Consider the following 21,157-nt stretch of genomic DNA (forward strand, 5'->3'; position numbering starts at 1 on the left):
GGTTCTTCGGCCAAGCTATGGCGAGCGGCGCCCTCGACGAATCAGTCGGTTCCCTACGTTTGACCCGGTGCCCGGGCGCCGAGGGCTGCGGCGAGTTCCACCCGTCGGCCGATGGCGAGCTTGCGGTAGATCCGGGCAAGGTTGGCCTCGACCGTCTTTGGGCTGATGAACAGGGCGTCGGCGATCTCTCGGTTCGTGGCGCCAGTGGCGGCGAGCTCGGCGACCCGCAGCTCGGAGGTCGAGAGCTCGTCCGGCGTCGCGATCCGCCCGCCCGTCCGGTCGGCGTCGGCGCGGGCCCGGGCCGCGAAGGACGGAGCTCCGATCGCGTCGAATTCGGCCGCCGCGGCGAGCAGGGCCTCGCGCGCGGCCCGTTTGCGACGGGCTCGGCGGTGCGCGAGACCCGCGACGAGCAGGCAGCGGGCCCGGTCGAAGGGCACGACATCGGCCGGCGTCGCGTCACGAGCGGCCAGCAGCTCCTCGATGAGCGACGAGGTGTCATGGCCGGCCGCGCTCGCGATGAGCACCCGCGAACGGGCGAGCCCGAGCGTCGTCCACGGCCGGGGCAGGCGGTCATGGCGACGGGCGAGCCGGTCGAGGGCGACCTCGGCCGTCGCCAGATCGCCGATGCCGACGCACGCCTCCAGCCAATCCGGTTCGAAGCGGGACGCCAGCGGTTCGGCAAGACCGGTGGCGCTCATCGCCGCATCGAGCTCGACGTACGCCGCAGCGGCGTCGTTCGCGCGACCGTCGGCGAGCGCGGCGAACGCGGTGAGCTGCAGGCTGATCCGGTGCAGCCACGGGTCCTGCGACACGGCGGCCTCGGCCAGGCCGGCCTCGCCTGCGGCCCGGGCCTCGTCCAGCCTGCCGCGCAGCGCGTCGAGCGTTCCGCCGAGCCAGCGCTCAGCCGCAACGCCGGCGCCCAGCTGGGCGGCGAGCTCGCGCGCATTGGCGATCCAGGCCGCGGCCCGCTCGTAGTCGCCGGCGAGGGTTTCGGCCTCGGCGAGGTGTTCCATCAGCTCGTGCTGCAACGGCTCGTCGCCCGCGCCGATCGCCGCGTCGAGCATCGACTGCAGCCGGTTCCGGGCCCGCTCGTGCTCGTCCGTGCCCTTCCACCAGATCGCCGGGATCGTCCCGGCGAGCCAGGAGGGGTTGCCGGCCTCCATCGCGAGGGCGCGGTCCAGCACCTCCACCCTGGGCGGCAGACCGGTGCGCACCTCGTTGAGAAACACCAGCATCAGGACGGACGCGAGCAGCGCGCGGTCGGTGCGGCCGAGCACGCCGGCGCCCCGTAGGTCGGCGGCCTCCGGGCCGAGGCCCCGCAGGTCGCCGGCCGTCGGCTCTTTCTCGAGCAGGGCTAGGGCCGCCTCGGCGTGTTCGCGTGCCGGCGCCGGGAGGTCGACGAAGACCGCGAGATGAGCATGGATCCTGCCGGCCAGGCGGGCCGACGGCGTCGCGGCGTCGAGGGCGCGCTGCGCCGTGGACGTGGCGAGCGGCAGGTCGTCGACGGCGAACGCGATCGCCGCCCGCAGCAGCAGCGCTTCGGCGAGCAGGTCGCCGTGGAGGTCGCGGGCGATGGCGTCGGCGTGCTCAGCGGCGAGTTGGTAGTTGCCGCAGTCGAACAGGCAGTACAGCGCGCGCAGCCGGAGCGTCGTCGCCGAGGCGCTGTCGACGGTGAGCGCGCCGGCTCGCTCGTAGAGCTCGGCGGCCAAGTCCGGGGCGCCCCGCGCGCGGGCTCGGCCGGCCGCCTCGCCGAGTTCGGTGGCCACCTCCTCGCTCGGGTCGGTGGTGCACTGCGCGAGGTGCCGCGCCCGTTCGTCGCGGTCCGTGCTCGACTCTGCGAGCAGCGCGTGGAGACGTCGCCGAACCCCGGTCGGGATGCTGGCCCGGACGGCGCTCGCGTACACCGGGTGCAGCCACCGAACGTGGTCGGCGTCGTCCATCGTCACCAGGCCGACCTCCTCGACCGCGTCGAGCGCGTCCGGCGCCACCCCCGCCGCCTTGAGGTCGGACAGGTGCGGCGCGGAAAGCAGGGCGGCCAACCTGGCTGCCCGCACGCTGTCCGGGCGCAGCGTGGCCAGCGACGCGTCGACCAACTCGTGCATCGACGTGGGGACGGGGAGGTCGCCGCCGGGCCCGGGCATGCGCGGGAGCCGCAGCGCGGCGCGGGTGAGTTCGATCGCGAGCAGGGGGTTGCCGCCGGACTCCCGCGCGAGCCTCGCGGTGGTGGGGCGGCTCAGCGAGACGCCGAAGCGCTGCGCGAGCAGACGATGCAGCGGGCCGACGCCCAACGGCGACAGGCTGAGCCGCTCGACGGGGGCGCGCGCGTCCAGCTCGAGGGGGACGCGCGGATCGAGCCGTTCGCCGGTGCGCCGTGCCGCCACCACCTGGACCCGGGCAGACGAACGACGCAGCGCGAATCGCAGCGCCCGTTCGCTGGGCGGATCCAGCCATGGGACGTCGTCGATCGCGACGAGCAGGCCGGCCGGGCTGTGGACGGCCGCCGCGTCGAGCACCGTGCGCACGGCCGAGGCGAGTGCGCGTTCGTCGACCGGCCCGGACTCGTCGCGCAGGAGCAGAGCGGACAGTGCTGCCTGTCGTTGTGGCGCAGGCAGGCTGTCCAGCTCGTCGGCCACCGGATGAAGAAGGTCGGCGAGGGCGGCCAGCGGGAGCGCGGCCTCGGTCTCGGTCGGCGAGCAGCGCAGCACGACCATCCCCCGCTCCCCCGCCAAGTCGACCAGCGCCTGGAGCAGTGCGGTCTTGCCGATGCCCGCAGGCCCTTCGATGAGCACCCGGCCCGCGGTCTGCAGCGTCGCAAGGGCCAGTTCGAGCACGGCGTCGCGCCCGACCAAGGTGCCGCGCACGAGCCGAGTGTCGCACGGCGGTCGAAATCGTCCCTGGGCCTCGCGGGGAGACAGGTGTAGGGAAACCCCCGATTCACCGCGGCCCCGTTCGGCTCTAGCTTTCGATTATGGTCGACGACCTTTCTCAAACCGGCGTGCTGAGACCGTCGTCGCGCGCCCGAGCTGTTGCGCGCACACGCAGGCTCCTCGCGCTGATCGTGGTTGCGCTGGTTCTGCTGTGCGCCTGCACCGGCGGCCAGAGCAAGTCATCGTCCTCGCCGGCTCCCGGGACGGGCGGCGGAGTCAGCGGTGGTGTCGTCCAGCTTCGATCCGCCGCCACGCCCACCGGCGCGCAACTGCACTACGGCACCACCATCGGGCATATTCCGGGCGTCACCTACCAGCCCGACGTGGTCGTGATCGGCGGCGGGGCGTCGTCGATCCGCTCGGCTGAGGGCAGCGGGTACGTGTGGACCGTCGACGGCTCGGCGCCTGGCGCGAGCAAGCTGCGGGTCGGTTCGATCATGATGGCGACGACGCTTGCGACGGGCCGGGTCCTCGCGATCAAGGACGTCGCCGGCGGCGGCTGGCAGGTCGTCCTCGGGCCGGTCGCGCTGACCGACGTGATCAGAGACGGAAAGTTCACGACGACGACGCCGATCGCGATCGCCAATCCGCTGGCCTACACCTTTCCCTCGGATCCGACCGCGCGACAGATCGTGGACACCGACGCCCCGGTCCGGCCGCGTTCCTTCCAGGAGCGCAGCCTCACCGGCGCCGGACTCGTCAGTGGGAAGAACCCTCCTAAACCCCCGCTGTCGAAGATCCCGACCGAGATCCCGACCGAGATCCCGTCGGAGCTGCCGTCCGAGGGGTCGGCAAACGGCTCGACCGGCATCACGCTGCCGCAACCGACCGGCCAGCCGACGCCCATCAAAGAGGGCGATGTCACGCTGACCCCGAGCTGTTGTTCGCCGATTCACGTCCTGGTGAATTACCAGGGCGAGAACGGCAGGATGCGCGGCGATCTCGGAGTCGACGTGGGCAAGCCGGAGATCAAGGCGTCGGTGACGATCGGCGGCTCCCATCTGCTCGACGCCTCGGTCAAGCTCTACGACGCGGCAGCCGTCTTCTTCGACTTCGAGGCGGCGACGCGGAACGTCGACGGCAACAAGCCGAGGACGATCTTCCGGCTACCGGTTGAGTTCACGATCCCCGTGACGCCTTTCTCGGTGTCGGTGAGCTTCAACCTCAGCATGTCGATTCAGCTCGCCGGTCAGGCCGCGTTGTCATCGCACGCCAAGTACGCGTTGGACGGGCCCATCGGCGTGGCCTACACGGGCGGCGACCTGAAGACCTTCACGCCGACCGTCAAGACCGTGACCAGCGTGTCGAAGAGCGCCTTCTCGGCCGGGGTGTCGGTCAACGCCATTTCGCTGGCCTTCAACGCCTCGCTGAGCATCGGCTTCGGCGTGCCCGGCCTGCACGTCGGCCCGTATGTCGGGATCACCGCGTCGCTCGCCTTCGACAAGGACGGCAGTCCGCCGCCGACGTCGCTCACGCTCGGTTGTTCGGACGCGAAGGTGCTGGTCACCGGGGTCGTCGGCGTCGGTTACTCGATCTCCAAATCAATCGCGAAGGTGATCAACTTCTTCCTGAAGGTACTCAACGTCAAGCCGATCAAACCCTCCGCCGGGCCGAGATGGCCGTTCACCATCTGGAATCCGGAGGAATCGCAACAATGTATGAAACGAAAGTGACGCGATCGCTCGCAGGTCAGCGACCGAGCAGCCGGTCGACCTCGGCGATGTAGCGCGTCTTCGCCTCGTCGGCGGACGTGCCGGCGACCTGCGTCCACGCCTCGTACTTGGCCTTGCCGACGAGGTCGAAACGACCCGGCTTCTTCGCCCCGGACGCCTCGCCGGCAGTGCTTTGCTTGAACAGCGCGTAGAGCGTCAGCAGGTCATCGTTGCTCGGCTTGCTGGTGAGCGTCTTGACGTCGGCCTGCGCCTGCGCGAACTGCGCGTCGAGATCCGCCATGGTGTCTCCCTTCGCTCGTCGGCGGCCCCAGCGCCGCCGTTGTCGTCACCGTAGAACGCCCCGCGAAAGCCGAGTGCTCTACCCCGATCGCTCGGTCTCAAGTGGCCGTTTCGGCGTGTCGCGCCTCGAGCACGGCGAGGTCTCGCTCTGCGTAGAGGCGGTGCAGCCATTCTTCGTTGAGCACCGCCTTGAGGCATCGCGCGACGGGATAGACGCCGGCCGACGGGTACCCGGGTCCGAGGACCGGGGCGGTGTCGCCGGCCAGGACGTCGTCGGTGAGGTCGGCGACCGCGTCGCGCATGAGTGCCGTTCGCTCCGCGCGCAGCTCGAGCACCTCCGCGAGCGACGGCCGGGCGTCCGGGTCGTTGGGCACGGCTGGGTCCGGCTCGTGCTCGGTGTGCGGAAGGTCGAGCGGCGTGTACGGGTCGGGGCGGCCGAGGAAGGCGCGCAGCAGCCAGGCGTCGCTGGCGAAGAGCAGGTGGCGCAGCGTCTCGATGAACGACCACTCGTCACCGACCCGCTCATGCAACAACTCCGGCGGCAGCCGGCGGGCGCGGTCGAGCGTCGACGGCCACGCCTGCTCGATCACCGCCCATGCCTCGCGGAACCCGTCGGCGTCGGTCGGCCGGAGCTTGGCGCGTTCCGGGCTACGGCGGTCCAGCTCGGCCTCGATCAGCGGGCCGACGTCGACGCCGTTGATGCGGACGTTGCGGAGCTCGCCGTCGATGTCGACGTCTTCGAGCCAAGCGCCGCGCAGCGTCGCGCCCACGAAGTACACGTTGCGAAACCACGTGCTGGTGAAGTCGACTTCCTCGAACCGGGCGCCGGACAGATCCCGACGGAAGAACTGGGTCATGGCCTCGAGGCTGCCACAACCCACCGACAAGTAGCCGCCCGGCCGCGTGTCTCGGTGGCTGAACGACGAGCCGCCCGAACGACGCGCGAACCACACGCGCGCGCATCCGGTGAAGCGGTCTCGGTGGGCAGCTGGAGGTCCTAGTCCTCAGGGAGCTCGGCGAATGTTCGCTTCGTCGCTCGGTACCAGCCCATGGACTTTCCTGGGTGCTTCCACCGGCCACTCATGTCGGCGCGGGCCGGCTCGTGCGCGGTGTCGCCGGCCTGGACCGCGTCCTTGAGATGGCGGTCCTGGGCTTTGATGACGTCGTCAGCGGTCTCGCCCTGAAGTTGGACGTCACACGGTCCGCCCAGCTGGCGGCAGGTCATGGTCTTCAAAGGGTTCCTCGGGTTTCTGTTGCTGTCGTCGATCGGGCCTTCCTGCTCGTATGACGAGCCGCCGCGGCCGAGTGTGACCGTCAGCGCGGGCGCAGCGTCAACGCGGGGCGTCGCCTCGGCGCGGGCCGACGCGGGCGAGCACGTCGGGCTCGGCGCGAAAGTCGATGCGCCGCACGACGCCGTCCGTAATCGTGAAGTCGAAGACGACCTTGGCTGTCCCGCGGTGGAACCAGGCCGCTCCCGGACGGTCGCCGATGAAGACGGACGACGCCGCGCGCGCTGCTCCGTTGAAGAAGGCGGCCACCTCTCGCCGGCCGTCGATGCGGGCAGGCGTGCCGAGCGCCACGGCCGCGGCGTCGCCGGCGACGACCACGTCGGGCGACAGCAGCTCCATCAGCCGAGTGAGGTCCCCTCCGCGCGCAGCGGCCATGAACGCGTCGACCAGCGCCCAGTCGGGTTGACGCTCCTCGTCCGCGGGCAGTGCGACCTTCGCGCGAGCTCGAGAAGCGAGCTTGCGGACCGCTGCCGGAGTGGTGCGGAGGATCTCCGCGATCGTGGGGAAGTCGACGCCGAAGCTGTCGTGCAGGACGAACGCCACCCGCTCCCGCGGGGTCAGCCGGTCGAGGACCATCTGGAGTGCCACACCCACCGTGTCGGCCAGCGCGACCTCGTCCGCAGGGTCGGGCGCCGTACCGGGAACAACCACCTCCGCCTCGGGTGCGGGGGTGTGCGACCGCAGCCGGTCCAGGCACAGCCGCGTCGTGACGGTGGTGAGCCAGGCCGGCAGGTTCTCGATCTCGGTGTCCGACCCGTGCAGCCGGAGCCATGCCTGCTGGACGACGTCCTCGGCCTCGATCGGGTCACCGAGGACGCGTCCGGCGATCCGCAGCAGCCGCGGACGCTCGGCTTGGTAGCCCGCTGTCAGGTCCATGGCGGTCACCCTCCCATCGCGACGTCCGGTCACCGAGGTGACGGACGCCGAGCGTGATGTGTGACCGATGCCTGCTGGACGACGTCCGCCCGCCGGATCTCCCTGCCTCGCCGCGCCCGCTACTCAGGTTCGGGGTTCCTAGGCCACGGCGGCCGCGCCGACGCTGCCGGTCGGCGACGTCGAAACAGTGTGAGACTTGCGCTGACGTAAGTCCGTTTTAGCTTATCCAAATCGGATTAGTATTACATTCAGTCCGAGTTCGGAGGTCACAAACATGGCGACAAGCCACGCACCCGCCAGCGTCAGCTGGCCCCGGCATCGACACGAAGCCCACCCCTGGCAGCAGGCGAACCGGGGTGGCGCCAAGGAAGATCGAATGCTGCGAAGGATCACGGTCTCGCTCCCGCCGATGATCGCAAGCCAAGCCCTCAGCCTGGACTCCGAACTGGTCACGGACGTTGAGTCGGCGATGGGCGAGATCTCCCGGCTCGACGCCATGTCCGGCGCTGGTCTGGAGGCATTGGGCGTGATACTCCTGCGGACCGAGGCGGTTGCGTCATCCAAGATCGAAGCCGTGGAGGCCAGCCTCGACGACTACGCGCGCGCTCTGCACGGCATCCGCACGAACTCGTCCGCGGTCTCGATGGCCGCGGCCACGACCGCGCTCGACGCGATGATCAACGACATCCACAACGACCGGATCGAGCTCGCCGCAATCACCTCTGCCCATGACGTGCTTATGCGCGATGACCCAGGCGAAGCCCCCGACGCCGGACGGCTGAGAACCGTCCAAAACTGGATAGGCGGCAGCAACTACTCGCCCCGCGGAGCTCTCTACGTCCCGCCACCGCCGGCCACCGTGCCCGACTACATGTCCGACTTGCTGACCTTCGCCAATCGCGACAACCTGCCAGCCCTGATACAAGCGGCCATAGCCCATGCCCAATTCGAATCGATCCATCCATTCACCGACGGCAACGGCCGCATCGGTCGGGCGCTGATCAACACAGTGCTGCGCCGGCGAGGGGCTACGACTCGCGTGGTGGTCCCGCTGGCTTCCGCGCTCGTAGCGCGGCGCGACCGCTACTTCGACCTGCTCAATGCCTACCGCGATGGCGACGTCGGACCGCTCATCGCGACCTTCGCCGAATCGTCACGAATCGCGGCGGCGGAATCGCAGAAAACCGCGCGCCGGCTAGCCGAGATTCCGACGGAGTGGCGCGCGATGGTCAAGGCCCGCGCCGGCAGCGCCGTGGCACAGCTGCTCGCCCTGCTGCCCCAACGACCGATCTTGTCATCCGAGGACGCGTCCGCCCTTCTTGACGCCCCACGAAGCAGTGTGTTTGCGGCGATCAACCGGCTGCACGACGCCAGGGTCTTGCGTCCGCTGACCAACCGCAAGCGCGATCAGGTCTGGGGCGCCGCGCTCATATTGGATGAGCTAGACGATCTGACCGTCCGGATCGGGCAGGCCGCACTCAGACCCACCTCGGCCGACGGCTAGACCGCGTTCCCACAGGCCGGGCCTCGCAGTCCTGGACGACATCGCGTACGCCCGGCTTGTCGTTGTCACGGTCGGGTGATGCTCGGCTTACTGGCGCCGCGCTCGCTCATGAAGTCGACCCAACCGTGTTCGGTCACCAGCACGAGGCCACCGTCGAACACCGGCGCCAGGTGGTTGCTGTAGCGCCAGGCGAGCAACCAGTCGCGTTCGTCGGCGCCGAACACAGCCAGCCCAGATCGGGCGATGACGGTGACGACCGCGTGCTCCGGGCGCCTCCACGTGTCGGTGTCGATCGGCATCTCGTGCACGCGCTAGCGCAGGAATTCCGATCGCTCGCACTGGTCCAGGGACGCCCATTCCCTCGATGCCACCGGGGTTATGTGGACCACCTCCTGCGCGCCGGGCGGGTCGTGCACGAGAACGAGATAGGCATCGCCATCCTCAGGCCGATGGGCGGCAAGAGCCTGGGCGACCACGTCGCCAGGGTCCGTGAGGTCATAGGCGCGCAAGGTCATGGCTCGCAGCGTGGCAGTCGGTCGGGTCAGAACGCCCGACAACCCACACCCTGTGGATAACCGCGTTTCGCAGTCGCCGATGCGGCAGCGTCGCAGCCATGGGAACCACCACCGACTTCATCGGCTTCGTCGAGATCTCGCCGCCGCTGAACGCGAGCGAGCAGGCCTACCTCACCGCGTTCGCGCAGAGCCGTCGCCACGACAGGCCCGGCGGTCCGTACGAGGTGCCGGACAACCCAGCCGCCGAAAACCGCGAGCCAGTGACGGGCGTCGACCACGACGCTTACAACCGCCCGGGCGACGGGCAGCCGTCATTGTGGTGTCAGTGGGTGCCAGCACTGGACGGGGCGTGCCTGTCGTTCAACGGATGCGAGAAGTTCTACGGCGCCGCAGCCTGGATGCGTTATCTCATCGATCATTTTCTGGCGCCGGACGCGTTGGCGCGCGACAGCCCCACCCCGCTGCTCGCGGCGTTCTCCTTCAATCACGTGGCCGACGGCATGATCGCGGCCAGCCAGCGCGATAGCGGAGAGCTCTACGCCATCCACGTCGAGGACAACGTGGTCACGACCGAGTCACTGTGGGTGCCGCGTTCGCTTCGCGACGGTCTGATGCCGTATGAGGTTGCGCTGGACGACGAGCGCGCGGAACGCGACCGTTGGTCCTGAGACTGCCTGATCACACCAGATCAGCAGCCGTTGCAGACCAAAAGGCAATCCACAACCGGCGGCTCGTTCACACCAGCGGCGCGCAGCCATGCGTCAAGTGCGTCGATGAGCGGCCCAGGGTTACGACGCGTACGCGGGAAAGGCCACGTTGGCTCACTTCGCCAAGCGAGACCGCCGCTGCTGGATCACGCGGCGCAGCTTGCTCACCTGGCCACGGTCGAACGGCAGAGCGTCGAGCTCCGGCAGCCAACGATCAGCACGATCCGTCAGCTCGGCCAAGACACGTCGCGTCGCTCGCTCCGGCACGCCGAGCGCGCCGCCCAGGCCAACGAAGTCTTTCGCGCCGAACTCCGAGCCGGTACGTCCGCCGAGCGACATCGCCATGGTGGTGTCGCCGTACAGGTGTGAGCACGGCACGTCGTAGACCGGCGAGACCCGCCACTCCCCTGACTGCTCCTGCAAGACGGAGAAGTTCTTGGCGTGGCCATCGCCGTTCCCGGTCAGGTAGGCGAACGCGAGCTGCCGAATGAGCTCGCGCGCGGCCAGGACCGACGCATCGCAGACCGCGCTGAGCGCGGCGAAGGTCTGGTCCGTGCCGAGCCGGTACTTGTCTGCCGGTGGACGGCCAGCAGCTTGGCAGCCATCTTCGACGGCGAGCGCACGTAGTTCGCCCGCCACCGTCACGCGGTCGAATCGGCGCACCAGCAGCCCGGGCGCGGCGTCCCGGTCCACGACGAGGTTGTGCGGCGGCACCGTCAGGCCGGACGCACGGGCGGCGTCGAGGAAGAACGCCTCGTTCTCGACCAGGTGCGGGTATTCGCTGATCGGGTTCAGCTTCAGGATGAACCGCTCCCCCGCACGAGCGACCGGCAGGTTGATCATCGCCGCGCTCGTCTTGTCCTGCACGCCGGGCAGCGCCATCCGTTGCGCGCGGATGCCCAGTTCGGCGAGCAGGTCGGCGAAGCTGGTCTCGCCGAGCTCGTCGATCGCTATCCGGGGCGGCACCTCCGCCGGGGTGACGCCGGTGGGCACGACCTGCACGTCACCAACTGCATCCGCTCCCACCGCGAGCAGCAACGAGAGCTCGTCGTCGGCGGAGGTCTTGACTGCACGTCGCAGTGCGCCCAGCCGCCGGCCCTCGGGCAACAGGCCGGCGAAGTAGGACGGCAACGCGCCGGCCGCGCGAAGGACCGGCTCGGCGCGCACCGGCAAGGTCGTCGCTACCGCCGGGCCGCCGGCGGCGATCCAGTCCTCGAGGTAGCGGAACTCGAGCCCGTCCGCCGTCCTCGTCAAGGTCGCGGCACGATCACCGCTCTTGTAGACGTCGGCACGTTCGACCTCCCGGAGTTGCTCGAGCCCTTCGTCGGCGGGTGCGGTCATCGGATCTCGAGATCGGCGCCGCGATGGAGCTCCAAGTGCAACCCCAGGGCGTTGAGGACGGCGAGCACCTTGTCGAGCTGCACGGTCTGCTTGCCGTTCTCCAATGCGTAGACGAAACGCTCTGACACTCCGGCGAGGTCTGCGACTTCTTCCTGCCGCAGGCGCAACTGCGTGCGGCGAGCCCGAACTTCGCCGGCCAGCCCGCTGACGTCGGTCACTCACGTGGCCTCTCTGCTCAGCCGTACGTACGTGCGGCGACGGCCTCAGAGTACAGCAACCCCGCGATCCGGGCACCGATTTCCGCATGAACGTGCGGCAAGCCGTCCGGTGCGGTGTCGACCGCAACCCAAATCTGCTGTGGCCGCACGTATGTGCGGCCAGCCCGCAGCAGGTCGACCACGACGTCGAGACAGCCACCGCCGGATAAACGCAAGGAAGGCTCAGACGCGCTCCGAGACCGAGACGCTCAGACGTCGAGGCTGGTTGCGAATCGGTCCCAGCTGCGGTGTTCCGCGAGGAGCTCGAGCAGCAGGGGTGCGAGTTGCGTGGCTGTGCCGACGACGACGCCGACGTCCTCGGTGGTGATGCCGGCTTCGGCCAACGCCGTGTCGCTGTCGACGGCGCCGATGGCTTTGGCGTGTCGCCATGCCTCGGACAGGAGTTTGACGACTCGCGGGTCGGTGACGGCGGCGCCGTCGCCGGCGCCGGCTTTGGCGTCGCCGCTGACCATGGCGTCTGGCGCGGCTGGCAGCTCCCCGACGAGGACGAGCGCGTCGAATTCGATGGATGCGGCGTTGGCGTAGGTCCGGTGCACCGTCAGCCCGCCGACAAGGCCGCCGTGCGGGCCGACTACGAGCGGGACGACGCCCGCCGCCTGGGCCGCCTTCGTGATGGCGTCGACGGCAGCCGGCTTGACGGTCTCCCCGATGACGATGCCGATCTGTCGTCCCTCGACCGGCCAGGTAGCCCCAAGCTGGGTGAGCGCCGCGCTGATCTCGCCGTCCTCGGGGGCTAGCGTCGGCTTCGGCGCGGGCAGGCCCAGTCCGTCGGCGACCTTCTGGCACAGGTCGGCGTCGATGTTGGCCAGCGCTTGCAGTTGACGTTCGCGGATCGTCTGGTCGTAGCACTTCGACAGTTCGAAGGTGTACGCCGCGACGATGTGGTCTTGCTCGATCGGGGCCAACGATCGATAGAACAGCGTGACCTGGCTGAAGTGATCGTCGAAGGACGCCGGGTGCGCCCGCTCCTTGACCGCCGCGTCGACCGGTGCGGGCAGGTCGATGAACGGGTGGTCGTCGTGTCCTGCGACGAAGGGGCAGCCGCCGTCGAGGCTGTTCGGCCGGTAGGGCGCAGCGCCGCCGTGCACCGCGTCCTGGTGGAACCCGTCGCGCAGCATGTCGTTGACCGGCGCGTGCGCCCGGTTGATCGGGATCTGATTCCAGTTCGGCCCGCCCAGACGGGTGATCTGGGTGTCGAGGTAGGAGAACAGCCGGGCCTGCAGCAGCGGGTCGTTGGTGACGTCGATGCCGCCCACCAGGTTTGACGGGTTGAACGCCACCTGTTCGGTCTCGGCGAAGTAGTTCGTCGGGTTGGCGTTCAACGTCATCGTGCCGACAAGCTGGACGGGTGCGAGTTCCTCGGGCACGAACTTGGTCGGGTCCAGCAGGTCGATGCCCTCGAACGTCTCTTCCGCGGTGTCGGGCATGACCTGCACGCCGAGATCCCAGACGGGGTAGGCGCCGGCTTCGATGGCGTCGGCCAGGTCGCGCCGGTGGTAGTCGGGGTCGTAGCCGTTGCTCAGCTGCGCCTCTTCCCAGGTCACCGAGTGCACGCCTTGGCGGGGCTTCCAGTGGAACTTCACCAAGCACGTCTCGCCGTCGGCGTTGGCGAGCCGCCACGTATGGACGCCGAAACCCTCCATCGTGCGGTACGAGCGCGGGATGGCCCGGTCGGACATGTTCCACATCGTGTGCGCCTGCGCTTCGGTGTGCAGCGACGCGAAATCCCAGAACGTGTCGTGCGCGGACTGCGCCTGCGGTATCTCTCGATCGGGATGCGGCTTGGCGGCGTGGATGACGTCGGGGAACTTGATGCCGTCCTGGATGAAGAACACCGGGATGTTGTTGCCGACGAGGTCGTAGTTGCCCTCGCTCGTGTAGAAGCGGGTCGCGAACCCGCGGGTGTCGCGCGCCAGATCCGCCGACCCCCGTGACCCGAGCACGGTCGAGAACCGCACGAACACCGGCGTCTGGACTCCCGATCGCAGGAAAGCCGCCCGGCAGATTCCCTCCGCGGCCCCGTTGGCCTCAAACACGCCGTGCGCGGACGCGCCGCGGGCGTGCACCACCCGCTCCGGGATGCGTTCGTGGTCGAAGTGGCTGACCTTCTCCCGCAGATGATGATCCTGCAGCAAGGTCGGCCCGCGACGACCCACCCGCAGCGAGTGATCGGTGTCCCGCAGCCGCGCACCGTGCGCCGTGGTCAGGAACTCGCCCTGCTGCCCGACGCTCTCCGGCGGCTGCCCGGTCGCCGCGCCGGTCGCAGTCACCGTGTCCGGGCCACCCTGGTCCGCCTTCGGCGGCAACGGTCCACGCGGGACGGTGGGCTCCTCATAAGCCGGCGCCTCGCTCGACGGGACTCCGGGGACACGGGGTTGACTGCGTTTGCCTGCCATGGGGCTCTCCGACAATGTGGACGGCGGCCTGTTTCCACCAAGCAGGCCCGTACCCGTAACGCGGCGCTCACTCACCAATCCAGCCGTCCACCTCTGCACGCCGTCCTCTTACGCTCAACGGGTCGCTGAACGACTCGGAGGCCCGGATCGGCGGGCAGTCCCACACTCCCTCGTTGCCGATCAGCGTCCCGCTGGGTTGGTGCGCAGCGTGCGCTGCTCGTCGCGTCGGACCTGCACCCGTCCATCTACGACGCGGACTTCGAGGCTGGGTTGCGGACGGGTCGCGGGGCCGGAGACCACGTCACCAGTGGAAAGCTCGAAGACGCTGCCGTGCCACGGGCACGTGACGCAGCCGTCGGCGATCTCGCCCTCGTGCAGCGGGGCGCCGCGGTGCGTGCACCGATCTGCCAGCGCGACGATGTCGCCCTTCACCCGCGCGAACAGCAAAGGAACCCCATCGGCCTCGCCCGTCGCCGATCCGGACGCCGGGACGTCGTCCGCGGCGAGCACGTCCGTCCAGTCCGTGGGGTACTTCTGGAACGCGGTGGTGTCCACGCCGACACCCATCGCGTAGGCGAGGTGGCCACCGAGCCAGCCCGCCGCTCCGGTCAGGGCCAGGGCGGCGAGCGAGAGACCGGCGCCGGTAATGCGGCGGCCACGTCGCCGAGCGACCCAGCTAGCGCTCTGCAGGGAGACGCCGACGAAGTTGGCGAGTCCGTGCACCAGGCCGACGCGGCGCTCGGCCCCCTCGGTGCTGAGCCAGTCGCTCCAGCCCGCGAGCGCTGCCGGTAGCGCGCTCAGCGTGCCGATCGCGACGGCGACATCGGCTGCCGACTCGTCGCCGCCGGTGAGGTCGAGGGTGGACGCCAGCGTCCAGGCGCCGATGGGCACGGCGACGATCGCCGGATGGACTGGATGGCCGACCGCTGTACCGCTCAGCTGATCCTCGATGAACCCCGGACGGATGAGGCGGCGCATGTTGGTCGCGACCTTGTCGGCGAGTCCGTCCAGTCCATTGGCCGACTCGATCCGTGCGAGAGCCGCATCTGCCTTGCGAAGCGAGCTGCCAGCCACGGGAACTCCGTTTCCCCGACATATGAGAGGGCTCATCGCGGTGCGACCAACCCTCTGAGCGACATGCCCCTGCGGCTGCGCACCCAAACGCAGCTCGCGCAGCAATCACCTGGATGAGGACTTCATTCGCGACGCCGCGCGCCAGCTTCGGGTCGCCCTAACCGTCGCGAGTCAATCGCCAGCTACCGGCGGGTGGCACGAGGGCCCGTATCGTCTCGGCGGCTGGCGTCGTGGGCTACCGCCTGAGCAGCGCGAGTACCTGTCGCTGGCGTCGACGGTGATCACCGACCACCTCACCGGCGATGAGGAGATCGGCCTGCACCCAATGCTGAATGGCGATCGCTGCCAATGGTTGGCCGCAGACTTCGACGGCCCGGCCGCGATGCTGGACGCCTTGGCCTACGTCAAAGCGGCACGATCGAAGTGCCCGACAGCAACAGCTGCACGGAGGCGAACAGGCGGTCCAGGAAGCGCAGCCGCGCTGAGCCGGCGTGCGCGACGCGGCAGCACCGACTCGAGTCAGCCACCCGCAATCATCACGGCCCGGCGCCCGGGGCACGCGGTGCCCGAAAGACCGATACGCAGACGCCGAGGACAACCAGCCACACCACCACGAACAGACCCGAGAAGGACTCGACGAGCAAGTACGTCGCAAGGATCAGCGCCGTCGCCGCGAGCAGGAGGTTGCGGGCGCGTCGCCGCTTGGCGCGCACGCGATCGCGGCGTGGCACCCGCCGGACCGCCTGCGAGGTAGCACGGCGGCCAAGGCCCAGCGCACGCCGAAACCCGCCCGCTGTGCGGCGAAGCAGCCCCCGCGAGCGCCCCTTCCGCCTCGCCGACCGCGGCTTCCGCTTCGGCTTGGCCTTCGCCTTGGCACGCCGCCCGGCCTTGCGCTGCGCCCGCCGTTTGGCCCGGCGCTGCTCAGCCTTCGACCGCTCCTTCTTCGCCACCAACCCACGCTAGGACCGCGGCCCAACCCGACACGGCAACGACGCGCCCGACCAAACAGCTGTCAACTGCGCGCTCGCCCATCTGCCGCGCGCGCTCGACGAGCACGACTTGATGAGGTTCAGCGGATAGGAGGTTTTCGAGCGTAGGCAGCGACACCACACAGCTCATCTTTCGGCGACCATGCCGGGTCCAGGCTTTGTCACGTCAGGTGCTCGGAACTGTGACACTCTGCGGTGTGAAGGAGCGTGGGCGGCTTCCGGTTGCCCCAAACCGCAAAGCGCGCCACCTCTACGTCGTGTTGGACACGGTCGAGGCCGGGATCGTCCTCGTGGGTAACGAAGTGAAGAGCCTCCGGCTACGCCGAGCGACCCTGAGCGAAGCGTTCGCCACCGTTGACAATCACGAGATGTGGCTGCACAACCTGCACATCGCCGAGTACGCCTTCGGCACGTGGACGAACCATGCTGTCCGACGCACACGCAAGCTCTTGCTGCACCGGGCTGAGATCGTGAAGTGGGAGCAGATCGTCCACGAGAGCGGTCTGTCGATGGTGCCACTAGCCCTGTACTTCAGCGACGGCCGCGTCAAGGTCGAACTCGCACTCGTCCGCGGCAAGAAGACCTGGGATCGACGACACGATCTCGCAGAACGCGACGCCCGTCGCGACATCGAGCGTGCTCTGTCCGACCACATCAAGCGCCGACGGTGACATGTAACGTGCCGAGCCGTCGACACTCGCGCGACTGACCTGGACCGCACGGCGCGAATGGATCGGTAGGTGCTAATCCGGCATGATCATGCCGTGCGAATCGAGCAACGACTCGACGGACTCGGACTACAGCTTCCCGACGCCCCGCGCATGCCCCGGGTGTCGCGACCGCAAGGCCCGCGGAAGCCGCCTAGGCACGAGGCTCGATCTCTTGGTCGACGGACTGATCGATGTCCGCTCGGAAACGATCCCCATCCAATGGGGGGCCTGCCGGAACACCTCCGTCACCGTGACCGCGTCGACGAAGCGATCACGGCGCATGGGGCGCAGTTCCCCAACCGGCCGGCCGTTGCGGGTCACCACAAACGTGTGCCGTCGTCGAGCGCGCGCATGATGCGGCCGCTGCCGTTGCGCAACTCCCGTTGGCTGATCTGCTCGGCCACCGCTCCGACGTAGCGCCACGTGCTCTAGCGGCTATTCGTTCGCGAGTGGCCGGAAATCAACTGCGGACGAGCACACGACGGGCTCCGAGACACCCGTGCTGCGCCAGCCGTAACGATTCTGTCGGACCCCGCTGGCACGCTTCGGCCATGAACATCTTGACAGCAACCTCGCTCGGGCAGGGTGCTCGCGCCAACGACTTGGACTGGACGATCGAGGGCGAGCTGGTCTGGCTCGGGCTCGTGTGCGCGAAGGATCGGCGCGACCCGGACGGTGGGTGTGGGTGTGGTCGCTCGTTCAGCGGCATGAGCTCGCACCGCGCCACCACCACCGCCCTGGTCCGCGATCTGCCGTTGACGCGCGACGACCTGCTCGGCGCCCTCATCGGTCACTACGACTCGGCCGGCTACGGGTTGTTCACCCGTGCGGAACTGATCGACGAGGTCGACGCAATGCTTGATTTTGTGAGTTCGTGGCCGTCGGGCACGATCGTCGAGCGACGACTGGACGTGTTGCGCACACGCGCACCGGTCACGTGAATTCGCAGAGCGCCGACGAGGGTTCTGACACCCACGGCCGGAGGTTGCGACATTACCGAGACCAGCGTCTAGCAGCACGATCTGGATCATCGACGCGGCGCGCGGGTGCCCAACTCCGCGGTGGCGTTACCGCGTGCGGTCACCAGGGGCGAAGGCCCACTCGATGACGAGCGCGGTGAGCTCTCCTGGGTCAGCTCACCGCCAGGATTGTCGACAGCGCAGATTGCCTCGCTGGCCCTGACCCCCACACTGCTAGCGCAAAACCGGGGGGTTCACCAAAGTCCGTCAGAGTCCAAAAATCCCGTAAACGTTGACCTCCAGCAAGATCACCGGACAACGGCGGTTGTCCACGAACCCCAAATGTCCGGTTTCATTGCAACCAAAAATGCAACCAAACGATCATGGAACTGCCCCGCAAGATCATCTTCGCGTGGAGGGTTGTCAGCGACTACTAATGGCTGCTGGCGATCATTCGCAACCGCGGTGAAAAACTTCAGCCAGAACCATCGGTCGTGTCGTCCAGACCTGATATCGTGTGCGTATGACACGAACGGCGTCAATGCTTGCGCCGTTGCTGCGCAGCGAGACCCAAGCTCGCCTGCTGGCCGCAGTGTTGTTGCAGCCCGACCGTGAGGCCAGCATCGCCGACCTTGCCCGTGAAACGGGAAGCGACCCCGGGAACCTGCACTCCGAGGTCGAGCGCCTCGTCCAGGCCGGCATCCTCGCCGATCGCCGGGTCGGACGCGCACGGTTGCTGCGCGCAGGCGACAGTGCGCTGATCGGTCCGCTCGCGAACCTGCTCCTGCTCGGCTACGGACCGAAGCCGGCTCTCGAGCGCGCGCTCACCGACGTCCCTGGCATCAAGCAGGCCTACATCGGCGGCTCCTGGGCTGCCCGGTATCAAGGCCAGGCTGGCGCCTTCCCCCACGACGTCGATGTCATTGTGGTTGGCGCGCCGAACCGTGACGATGTCGCTGAAGCGATCACCGAGGCGTTGCGCGCAGTCGGCCACGACGGTCAGGTGATCTTTCGCGGCGTCTCAGCGTGGCGCGATGCGAAGGACGCGTTCACCCGAACAGCAAAGGACAACCCGCTCGTAGAGCTGACGATCGGCAGTATCGATGGCTAGCTGGCCGACTGGTGTCGACGAGATCAAAGCGTTGATCGCGGCCGGCAACCTGCAGAACGTCGCACCGTCCCTACAGTCTGCGCGCGGGTTCCTCGCCCAAGCCGCAGGACACCTCGACAGCGCGCAGAGGCTCGCCTGCGCAGACCCGACCGGCGCCTACACCTTGCTCTACGACGCCGCACGAAAGAGCCTCGCCGCAGTGCTGCAAGCTCAAGGTCTGCGGGCAACCAGCCGGGGCGGTCATTACGCGATCCAGGAAGCCATCGCCGCCCAGTTCACAAAGCCGCCCCCACGGGACGCGTTCCGTCCCTTCGGACGCCTGCGGCGCACCCGCAACCAGGTCGAGTACGACGACATCACGCCAATCACGGGCGAAGACGTCGAAGCCGAAATGCCAGTGGTCCGAAGCCTGCACGCGATGGCCGAACAACTCGTCGAGGCGCTACCGGTCTTCGTCGAGTGAGCACGCTGCAAGCCCGATCCTCGACGAACAGCGGCTAGCGCGCGTGACGGGTCGACGAGACTGAGGAGTGTCGCAGTGCCCGACGATCGCCCGACAGCAAGCTCGCTCGACCGTGACCTGGCCGGCTTGCGAGCCGAAATTGAGCGGCTGAGAGCCGAGAACGCGCGCCTCCTGCGACTGCTGCAGCTCACGCCGGCTCACGCTCAACCACCAGGCCCCGTTCAGACCGCGATCTTCGAATCCGCGCCGGGGAGCGTGCACGCCGGTTCGCCGCCAGCAGACAAGGTCGCCTTCTACGCCGCGCTGTTCGCCGCACGCACCGACGCGTACGCGGTTCGCTGGGACAACACTCGCTCGGGCAAGGGCGGTTGGATGCCGGCGGTCCGAGGGGGCTGGCGTCGCGGGTTGCGGCCGGAGCAACGCGAGTATCTGCGCCTTACGCCGCAGGTGATCACCGAGCACCTGTCGGGCGACGGCGCGGAGATCGGTGGGACCCGTCGATGACCGACTCGACTGGGACGGCATCTGCCACGTGCATGACTGGCCTTCGACGACACCACGCGTGACGCGAACCTCGTCAGCCACCGCGAACGGGGCGCCGTTCAGGACCTCACCGGTATCTTAAGCGCGGGCGTAGAGCAGCTTTAGAAAACGATCCATACCTGGACCAGCTGGGTCACTATTACCGACCTCCCTAGATCCTTGGGCGCGGGCGGCGGGCATGTCAGACCGGCAGCTGAACACGCCGCTCGTCCCCGGAATGCTCCATAAGCTGACATTTTGGGATTGCTATCAGGTAACAGGATGAGGCGCGCCCGTTCGGATTGCCCCGGGGGGCGCCCTTGCTTCGTCGCTGCACGGTGGTGGCGAGCGCGTGTTTGCGATGCGCGTGGGACTGACATGAGCACAGAAGCCTGTTATATCGCTTCTACACACGCCTCGATCTCGACATCGCTATGAGCTGTTCGTCTAACAATCCCCGCGCGTGTGCAGTAGCTTATGAGAGCCATGCCTCGATCGATGGCGTCATCACGCCGGCTGTTATATAAGGCCCCGGAAAGCTCAGCCAATTGATCCAACCAAAGCGTTTGTTTGTTCCGCAGCAAATGCAGCAGTAAGACCGAATCGAGCGCCTCACGAAATTCGTCTATCAACCCGGAAACTGCAATGTCACCATCAGTCCAAGAGAAAGCTGTTGCCTCGCCGTCCGGCGTAACCAAAAGCACCTTAGCGGAGCTAAGCAGTTTGGTTATTAGAACTCGAACTTTACTCCATGGATACGGTTTCCCACGTCCGTTGAGGTATTCGTCCATCTCAGTGCGTACAGCTGAAATTGAATGCTTGACAAGCTCCCGAACGAAGACCGGCTCTTCTTTTGCGTCGGCCAAGACCGATGCCATTTCTTCATAAACCTTTGCACGTACGTCCTGGAATGGACCCAGCGACGCCTCGCGCAGCTCCCTTATCAGGTCATCCGAGGTGCGCCGATACGAGTCTCGAGGGGCTAGATTCCCGTCCGTTTCCTGTGCGGCGGCAGCGGCTCTGACGTGGGTTGACACGTCGGAGACGAGCTCCACCCAAGGATTTACATCGTTCTCTTGAGTGTTTATAAGCCGGACCTGATTCCTGCGAATCAAGTGATTGACGACAATGGTCATGAAGCCCGTCTGCGCAGCGACGCCGCCATTTGATTTATCAAACTTCGCATCCTGCATCACAAGTATGCCGCGAATATCTGATTTGCGAACACGACCGCCTCGCGCAGAGAGGGCGCGAATTAGTGCGTCGGCCGCGTCGCTTATCAATGATGATTGCCCAGAAGATAAAGCCACTTTGGGACGTTCGACGGCTTCTGCGGGAGGTGAGTATAAAGCTAGAGGTACAAACGTCACTGCTGCATACTCAGTCATTAGATGGTCACAAACGGCTCGAACTGCGGGTCTGAAGCTCGCGACTAACAATCCGTGGCCTTCAGCTAAAATCTCTCTACCTTGCTCCTGCACAAGTTTGACCAATTCAGCATTGTCGTCTTGCACTACACGAAATGTTAAGTCTGACGGGTTCAA

General features: G+C 67.8%; 21 protein-coding genes and 1 pseudogene. 9 read left to right on the forward strand and 13 right to left on the reverse strand.

Annotated features, from left to right (window positions below; genetic code table 11):
* Positions 1-53 precede the first annotated feature (53 nt).
* Positions 54-2,861, reverse strand: a complete 2,808-nt coding sequence (locus tag ACFFBG_RS12355; protein ID WP_375479071.1) for an AAA family ATPase — start codon at positions 2,859-2,861, stop codon at positions 54-56.
* 197 nt (positions 2,862-3,058) lie between these two features.
* On the opposite strand from ACFFBG_RS12355, the gene ACFFBG_RS12360 reads away from it, so the two are divergent.
* On the forward strand, positions 3,059-4,600 hold the full coding sequence (locus tag ACFFBG_RS12360) for a hypothetical protein (RefSeq protein ID WP_375479073.1): 1,542 nt from the start codon (positions 3,059-3,061) through the stop codon (positions 4,598-4,600).
* Between the two features lie 16 nt (positions 4,601-4,616).
* On the opposite strand, the gene ACFFBG_RS12365 is transcribed toward ACFFBG_RS12360, so the two are convergent.
* The 4 genes from ACFFBG_RS12365 to ACFFBG_RS12380 all read right to left on the reverse strand — a co-directional run bounded on the left by ACFFBG_RS12365 (position 4,617) and on the right by ACFFBG_RS12380 (position 7,044).
* Positions 4,617-4,880, reverse strand: a complete 264-nt coding sequence (locus tag ACFFBG_RS12365; RefSeq protein WP_375479075.1) for an acyl-CoA-binding protein — start codon at positions 4,878-4,880, stop codon at positions 4,617-4,619.
* Positions 4,881-4,977: 97 nt separating this feature from the next.
* On the reverse strand, positions 4,978-5,736 hold the full coding sequence (locus ACFFBG_RS12370; RefSeq protein WP_375479077.1) for a DinB family protein: 759 nt from the start codon (positions 5,734-5,736) through the stop codon (positions 4,978-4,980).
* A gap of 140 nt (positions 5,737-5,876) precedes the next feature.
* Positions 5,877-6,113 (reverse strand): DUF1059 domain-containing protein, encoded by a 237-nt coding sequence (locus tag ACFFBG_RS12375; RefSeq protein ID WP_375479079.1) that lies wholly within the window; start codon positions 6,111-6,113, stop codon positions 5,877-5,879.
* A 97-nt stretch (positions 6,114-6,210) separates the two neighbouring features.
* A complete protein-coding gene (locus ACFFBG_RS12380) occupies positions 6,211-7,044 on the reverse strand; it encodes a sigma-70 family RNA polymerase sigma factor (protein WP_375479081.1) in 834 nt (277 codons plus the stop codon).
* A gap of 274 nt (positions 7,045-7,318) precedes the next feature.
* On the opposite strand from ACFFBG_RS12380, the gene ACFFBG_RS12385 reads away from it, so the two are divergent.
* Positions 7,319-8,548 carry a Fic family protein gene (locus tag ACFFBG_RS12385; RefSeq protein ID WP_375479083.1) on the forward strand — a complete coding sequence of 410 codons (1,230 nt, stop codon included), beginning with the start codon at positions 7,319-7,321 and terminating at the stop codon, positions 8,546-8,548.
* A 65-nt stretch (positions 8,549-8,613) separates the two neighbouring features.
* On the opposite strand, the gene ACFFBG_RS12390 is transcribed toward ACFFBG_RS12385, so the two are convergent.
* Both ACFFBG_RS12390 and ACFFBG_RS12395 read right to left on the reverse strand, forming a co-directional pair.
* Positions 8,614-8,847: a hypothetical protein gene (locus ACFFBG_RS12390; RefSeq protein WP_375479085.1), complete on the reverse strand. Its 234-nt coding sequence runs from the start codon at positions 8,845-8,847 to the stop codon at positions 8,614-8,616.
* A gap of 12 nt (positions 8,848-8,859) precedes the next feature.
* Complete coding sequence (locus tag ACFFBG_RS12395) at positions 8,860-9,063, reverse strand: hypothetical protein (protein WP_375479087.1); 204 nt, start codon at positions 9,061-9,063, stop codon at positions 8,860-8,862.
* Positions 9,064-9,161: 98 nt separating this feature from the next.
* Between ACFFBG_RS12395 and ACFFBG_RS12400 the strand changes: the two genes are divergently transcribed.
* The gene (locus ACFFBG_RS12400) at positions 9,162-9,731 is read left to right on the forward strand and encodes a hypothetical protein (RefSeq protein ID WP_375479089.1); all 570 of its coding nucleotides are present in this window, start codon (positions 9,162-9,164) and stop codon (positions 9,729-9,731) included.
* Between the two features lie 153 nt (positions 9,732-9,884).
* Here ACFFBG_RS12400 and ACFFBG_RS12405 read toward each other — a convergent pair whose 3' ends face one another.
* From ACFFBG_RS12405 to ACFFBG_RS12420, 4 genes are all read right to left on the reverse strand, one after another.
* The gene (locus ACFFBG_RS12405; protein WP_375479091.1) at positions 9,885-11,111 is read right to left on the reverse strand and encodes a type II toxin-antitoxin system HipA family toxin; all 1,227 of its coding nucleotides are present in this window, start codon (positions 11,109-11,111) and stop codon (positions 9,885-9,887) included.
* Complete coding sequence (locus ACFFBG_RS12410; protein ID WP_375479092.1) at positions 11,108-11,329, reverse strand: type II toxin-antitoxin system Y4mF family antitoxin; 222 nt, start codon at positions 11,327-11,329, stop codon at positions 11,108-11,110. The genes ACFFBG_RS12405 and ACFFBG_RS12410 overlap by 4 nt, the downstream gene beginning before the upstream one ends.
* 248 nt (positions 11,330-11,577) lie before the next feature.
* Positions 11,578-13,785, reverse strand: coding sequence for a catalase (locus ACFFBG_RS12415; RefSeq protein ID WP_375479094.1), 2,208 nt, complete (start codon positions 13,783-13,785; stop codon positions 11,578-11,580).
* 180 nt (positions 13,786-13,965) lie between these two features.
* The gene (locus tag ACFFBG_RS12420; RefSeq protein ID WP_375479096.1) at positions 13,966-14,859 is read right to left on the reverse strand and encodes a Rieske 2Fe-2S domain-containing protein; all 894 of its coding nucleotides are present in this window, start codon (positions 14,857-14,859) and stop codon (positions 13,966-13,968) included.
* Between the two features lie 124 nt (positions 14,860-14,983).
* Between ACFFBG_RS12420 and ACFFBG_RS12425 the strand changes: the two are divergent.
* Positions 14,984-15,307 (forward strand): annotated as a pseudogene (locus ACFFBG_RS12425) (hypothetical protein); the annotation flags it as partial.
* An 88-nt stretch (positions 15,308-15,395) separates the two neighbouring features.
* On the opposite strand, the gene ACFFBG_RS12430 reads toward ACFFBG_RS12425, so the two are convergent.
* Complete coding sequence (locus ACFFBG_RS12430; RefSeq protein ID WP_375479098.1) at positions 15,396-15,809, reverse strand: hypothetical protein; 414 nt, start codon at positions 15,807-15,809, stop codon at positions 15,396-15,398.
* A 197-nt stretch (positions 15,810-16,006) separates the two neighbouring features.
* On the opposite strand from ACFFBG_RS12430, the gene smpB reads away from it, so the two are divergent.
* From smpB to ACFFBG_RS12455, 5 genes are all read left to right on the forward strand, one after another.
* Positions 16,007-16,519: an SsrA-binding protein SmpB gene (gene smpB, locus ACFFBG_RS12435; protein ID WP_375479100.1), complete on the forward strand. Its 513-nt coding sequence runs from the start codon at positions 16,007-16,009 to the stop codon at positions 16,517-16,519.
* Between the two features lie 641 nt (positions 16,520-17,160).
* On the forward strand, positions 17,161-17,499 hold the full coding sequence (locus tag ACFFBG_RS12440; RefSeq protein WP_375479102.1) for a hypothetical protein: 339 nt from the start codon (positions 17,161-17,163) through the stop codon (positions 17,497-17,499).
* A gap of 559 nt (positions 17,500-18,058) precedes the next feature.
* Positions 18,059-18,628 carry a MarR family transcriptional regulator gene (locus ACFFBG_RS12445; RefSeq protein ID WP_375479104.1) on the forward strand — a complete coding sequence of 190 codons (570 nt, stop codon included), beginning with the start codon at positions 18,059-18,061 and terminating at the stop codon, positions 18,626-18,628.
* A gap of 31 nt (positions 18,629-18,659) precedes the next feature.
* Positions 18,660-19,091, forward strand: coding sequence for a hypothetical protein (locus ACFFBG_RS12450; protein ID WP_375479106.1), 432 nt, complete (start codon positions 18,660-18,662; stop codon positions 19,089-19,091).
* Between the two features lie 255 nt (positions 19,092-19,346).
* The gene (locus ACFFBG_RS12455; protein WP_375479108.1) at positions 19,347-19,595 is read left to right on the forward strand and encodes a hypothetical protein; all 249 of its coding nucleotides are present in this window, start codon (positions 19,347-19,349) and stop codon (positions 19,593-19,595) included.
* A gap of 413 nt (positions 19,596-20,008) precedes the next feature.
* On the opposite strand, the gene ACFFBG_RS12460 is transcribed toward ACFFBG_RS12455, so the two are convergent.
* A complete protein-coding gene (locus ACFFBG_RS12460; protein WP_375479110.1) occupies positions 20,009-21,127 on the reverse strand; it encodes a hypothetical protein in 1,119 nt (372 codons plus the stop codon).
* Positions 21,128-21,157: the final 30 nt, after the last annotated feature.

Origin of the sequence: uncultured Jatrophihabitans sp. (genome assembly GCF_964251945.1) — a bacterium.
Taxonomy (GTDB): Bacteria; Actinomycetota; Actinomycetes; order Mycobacteriales; family Jatrophihabitantaceae; genus Jatrophihabitans.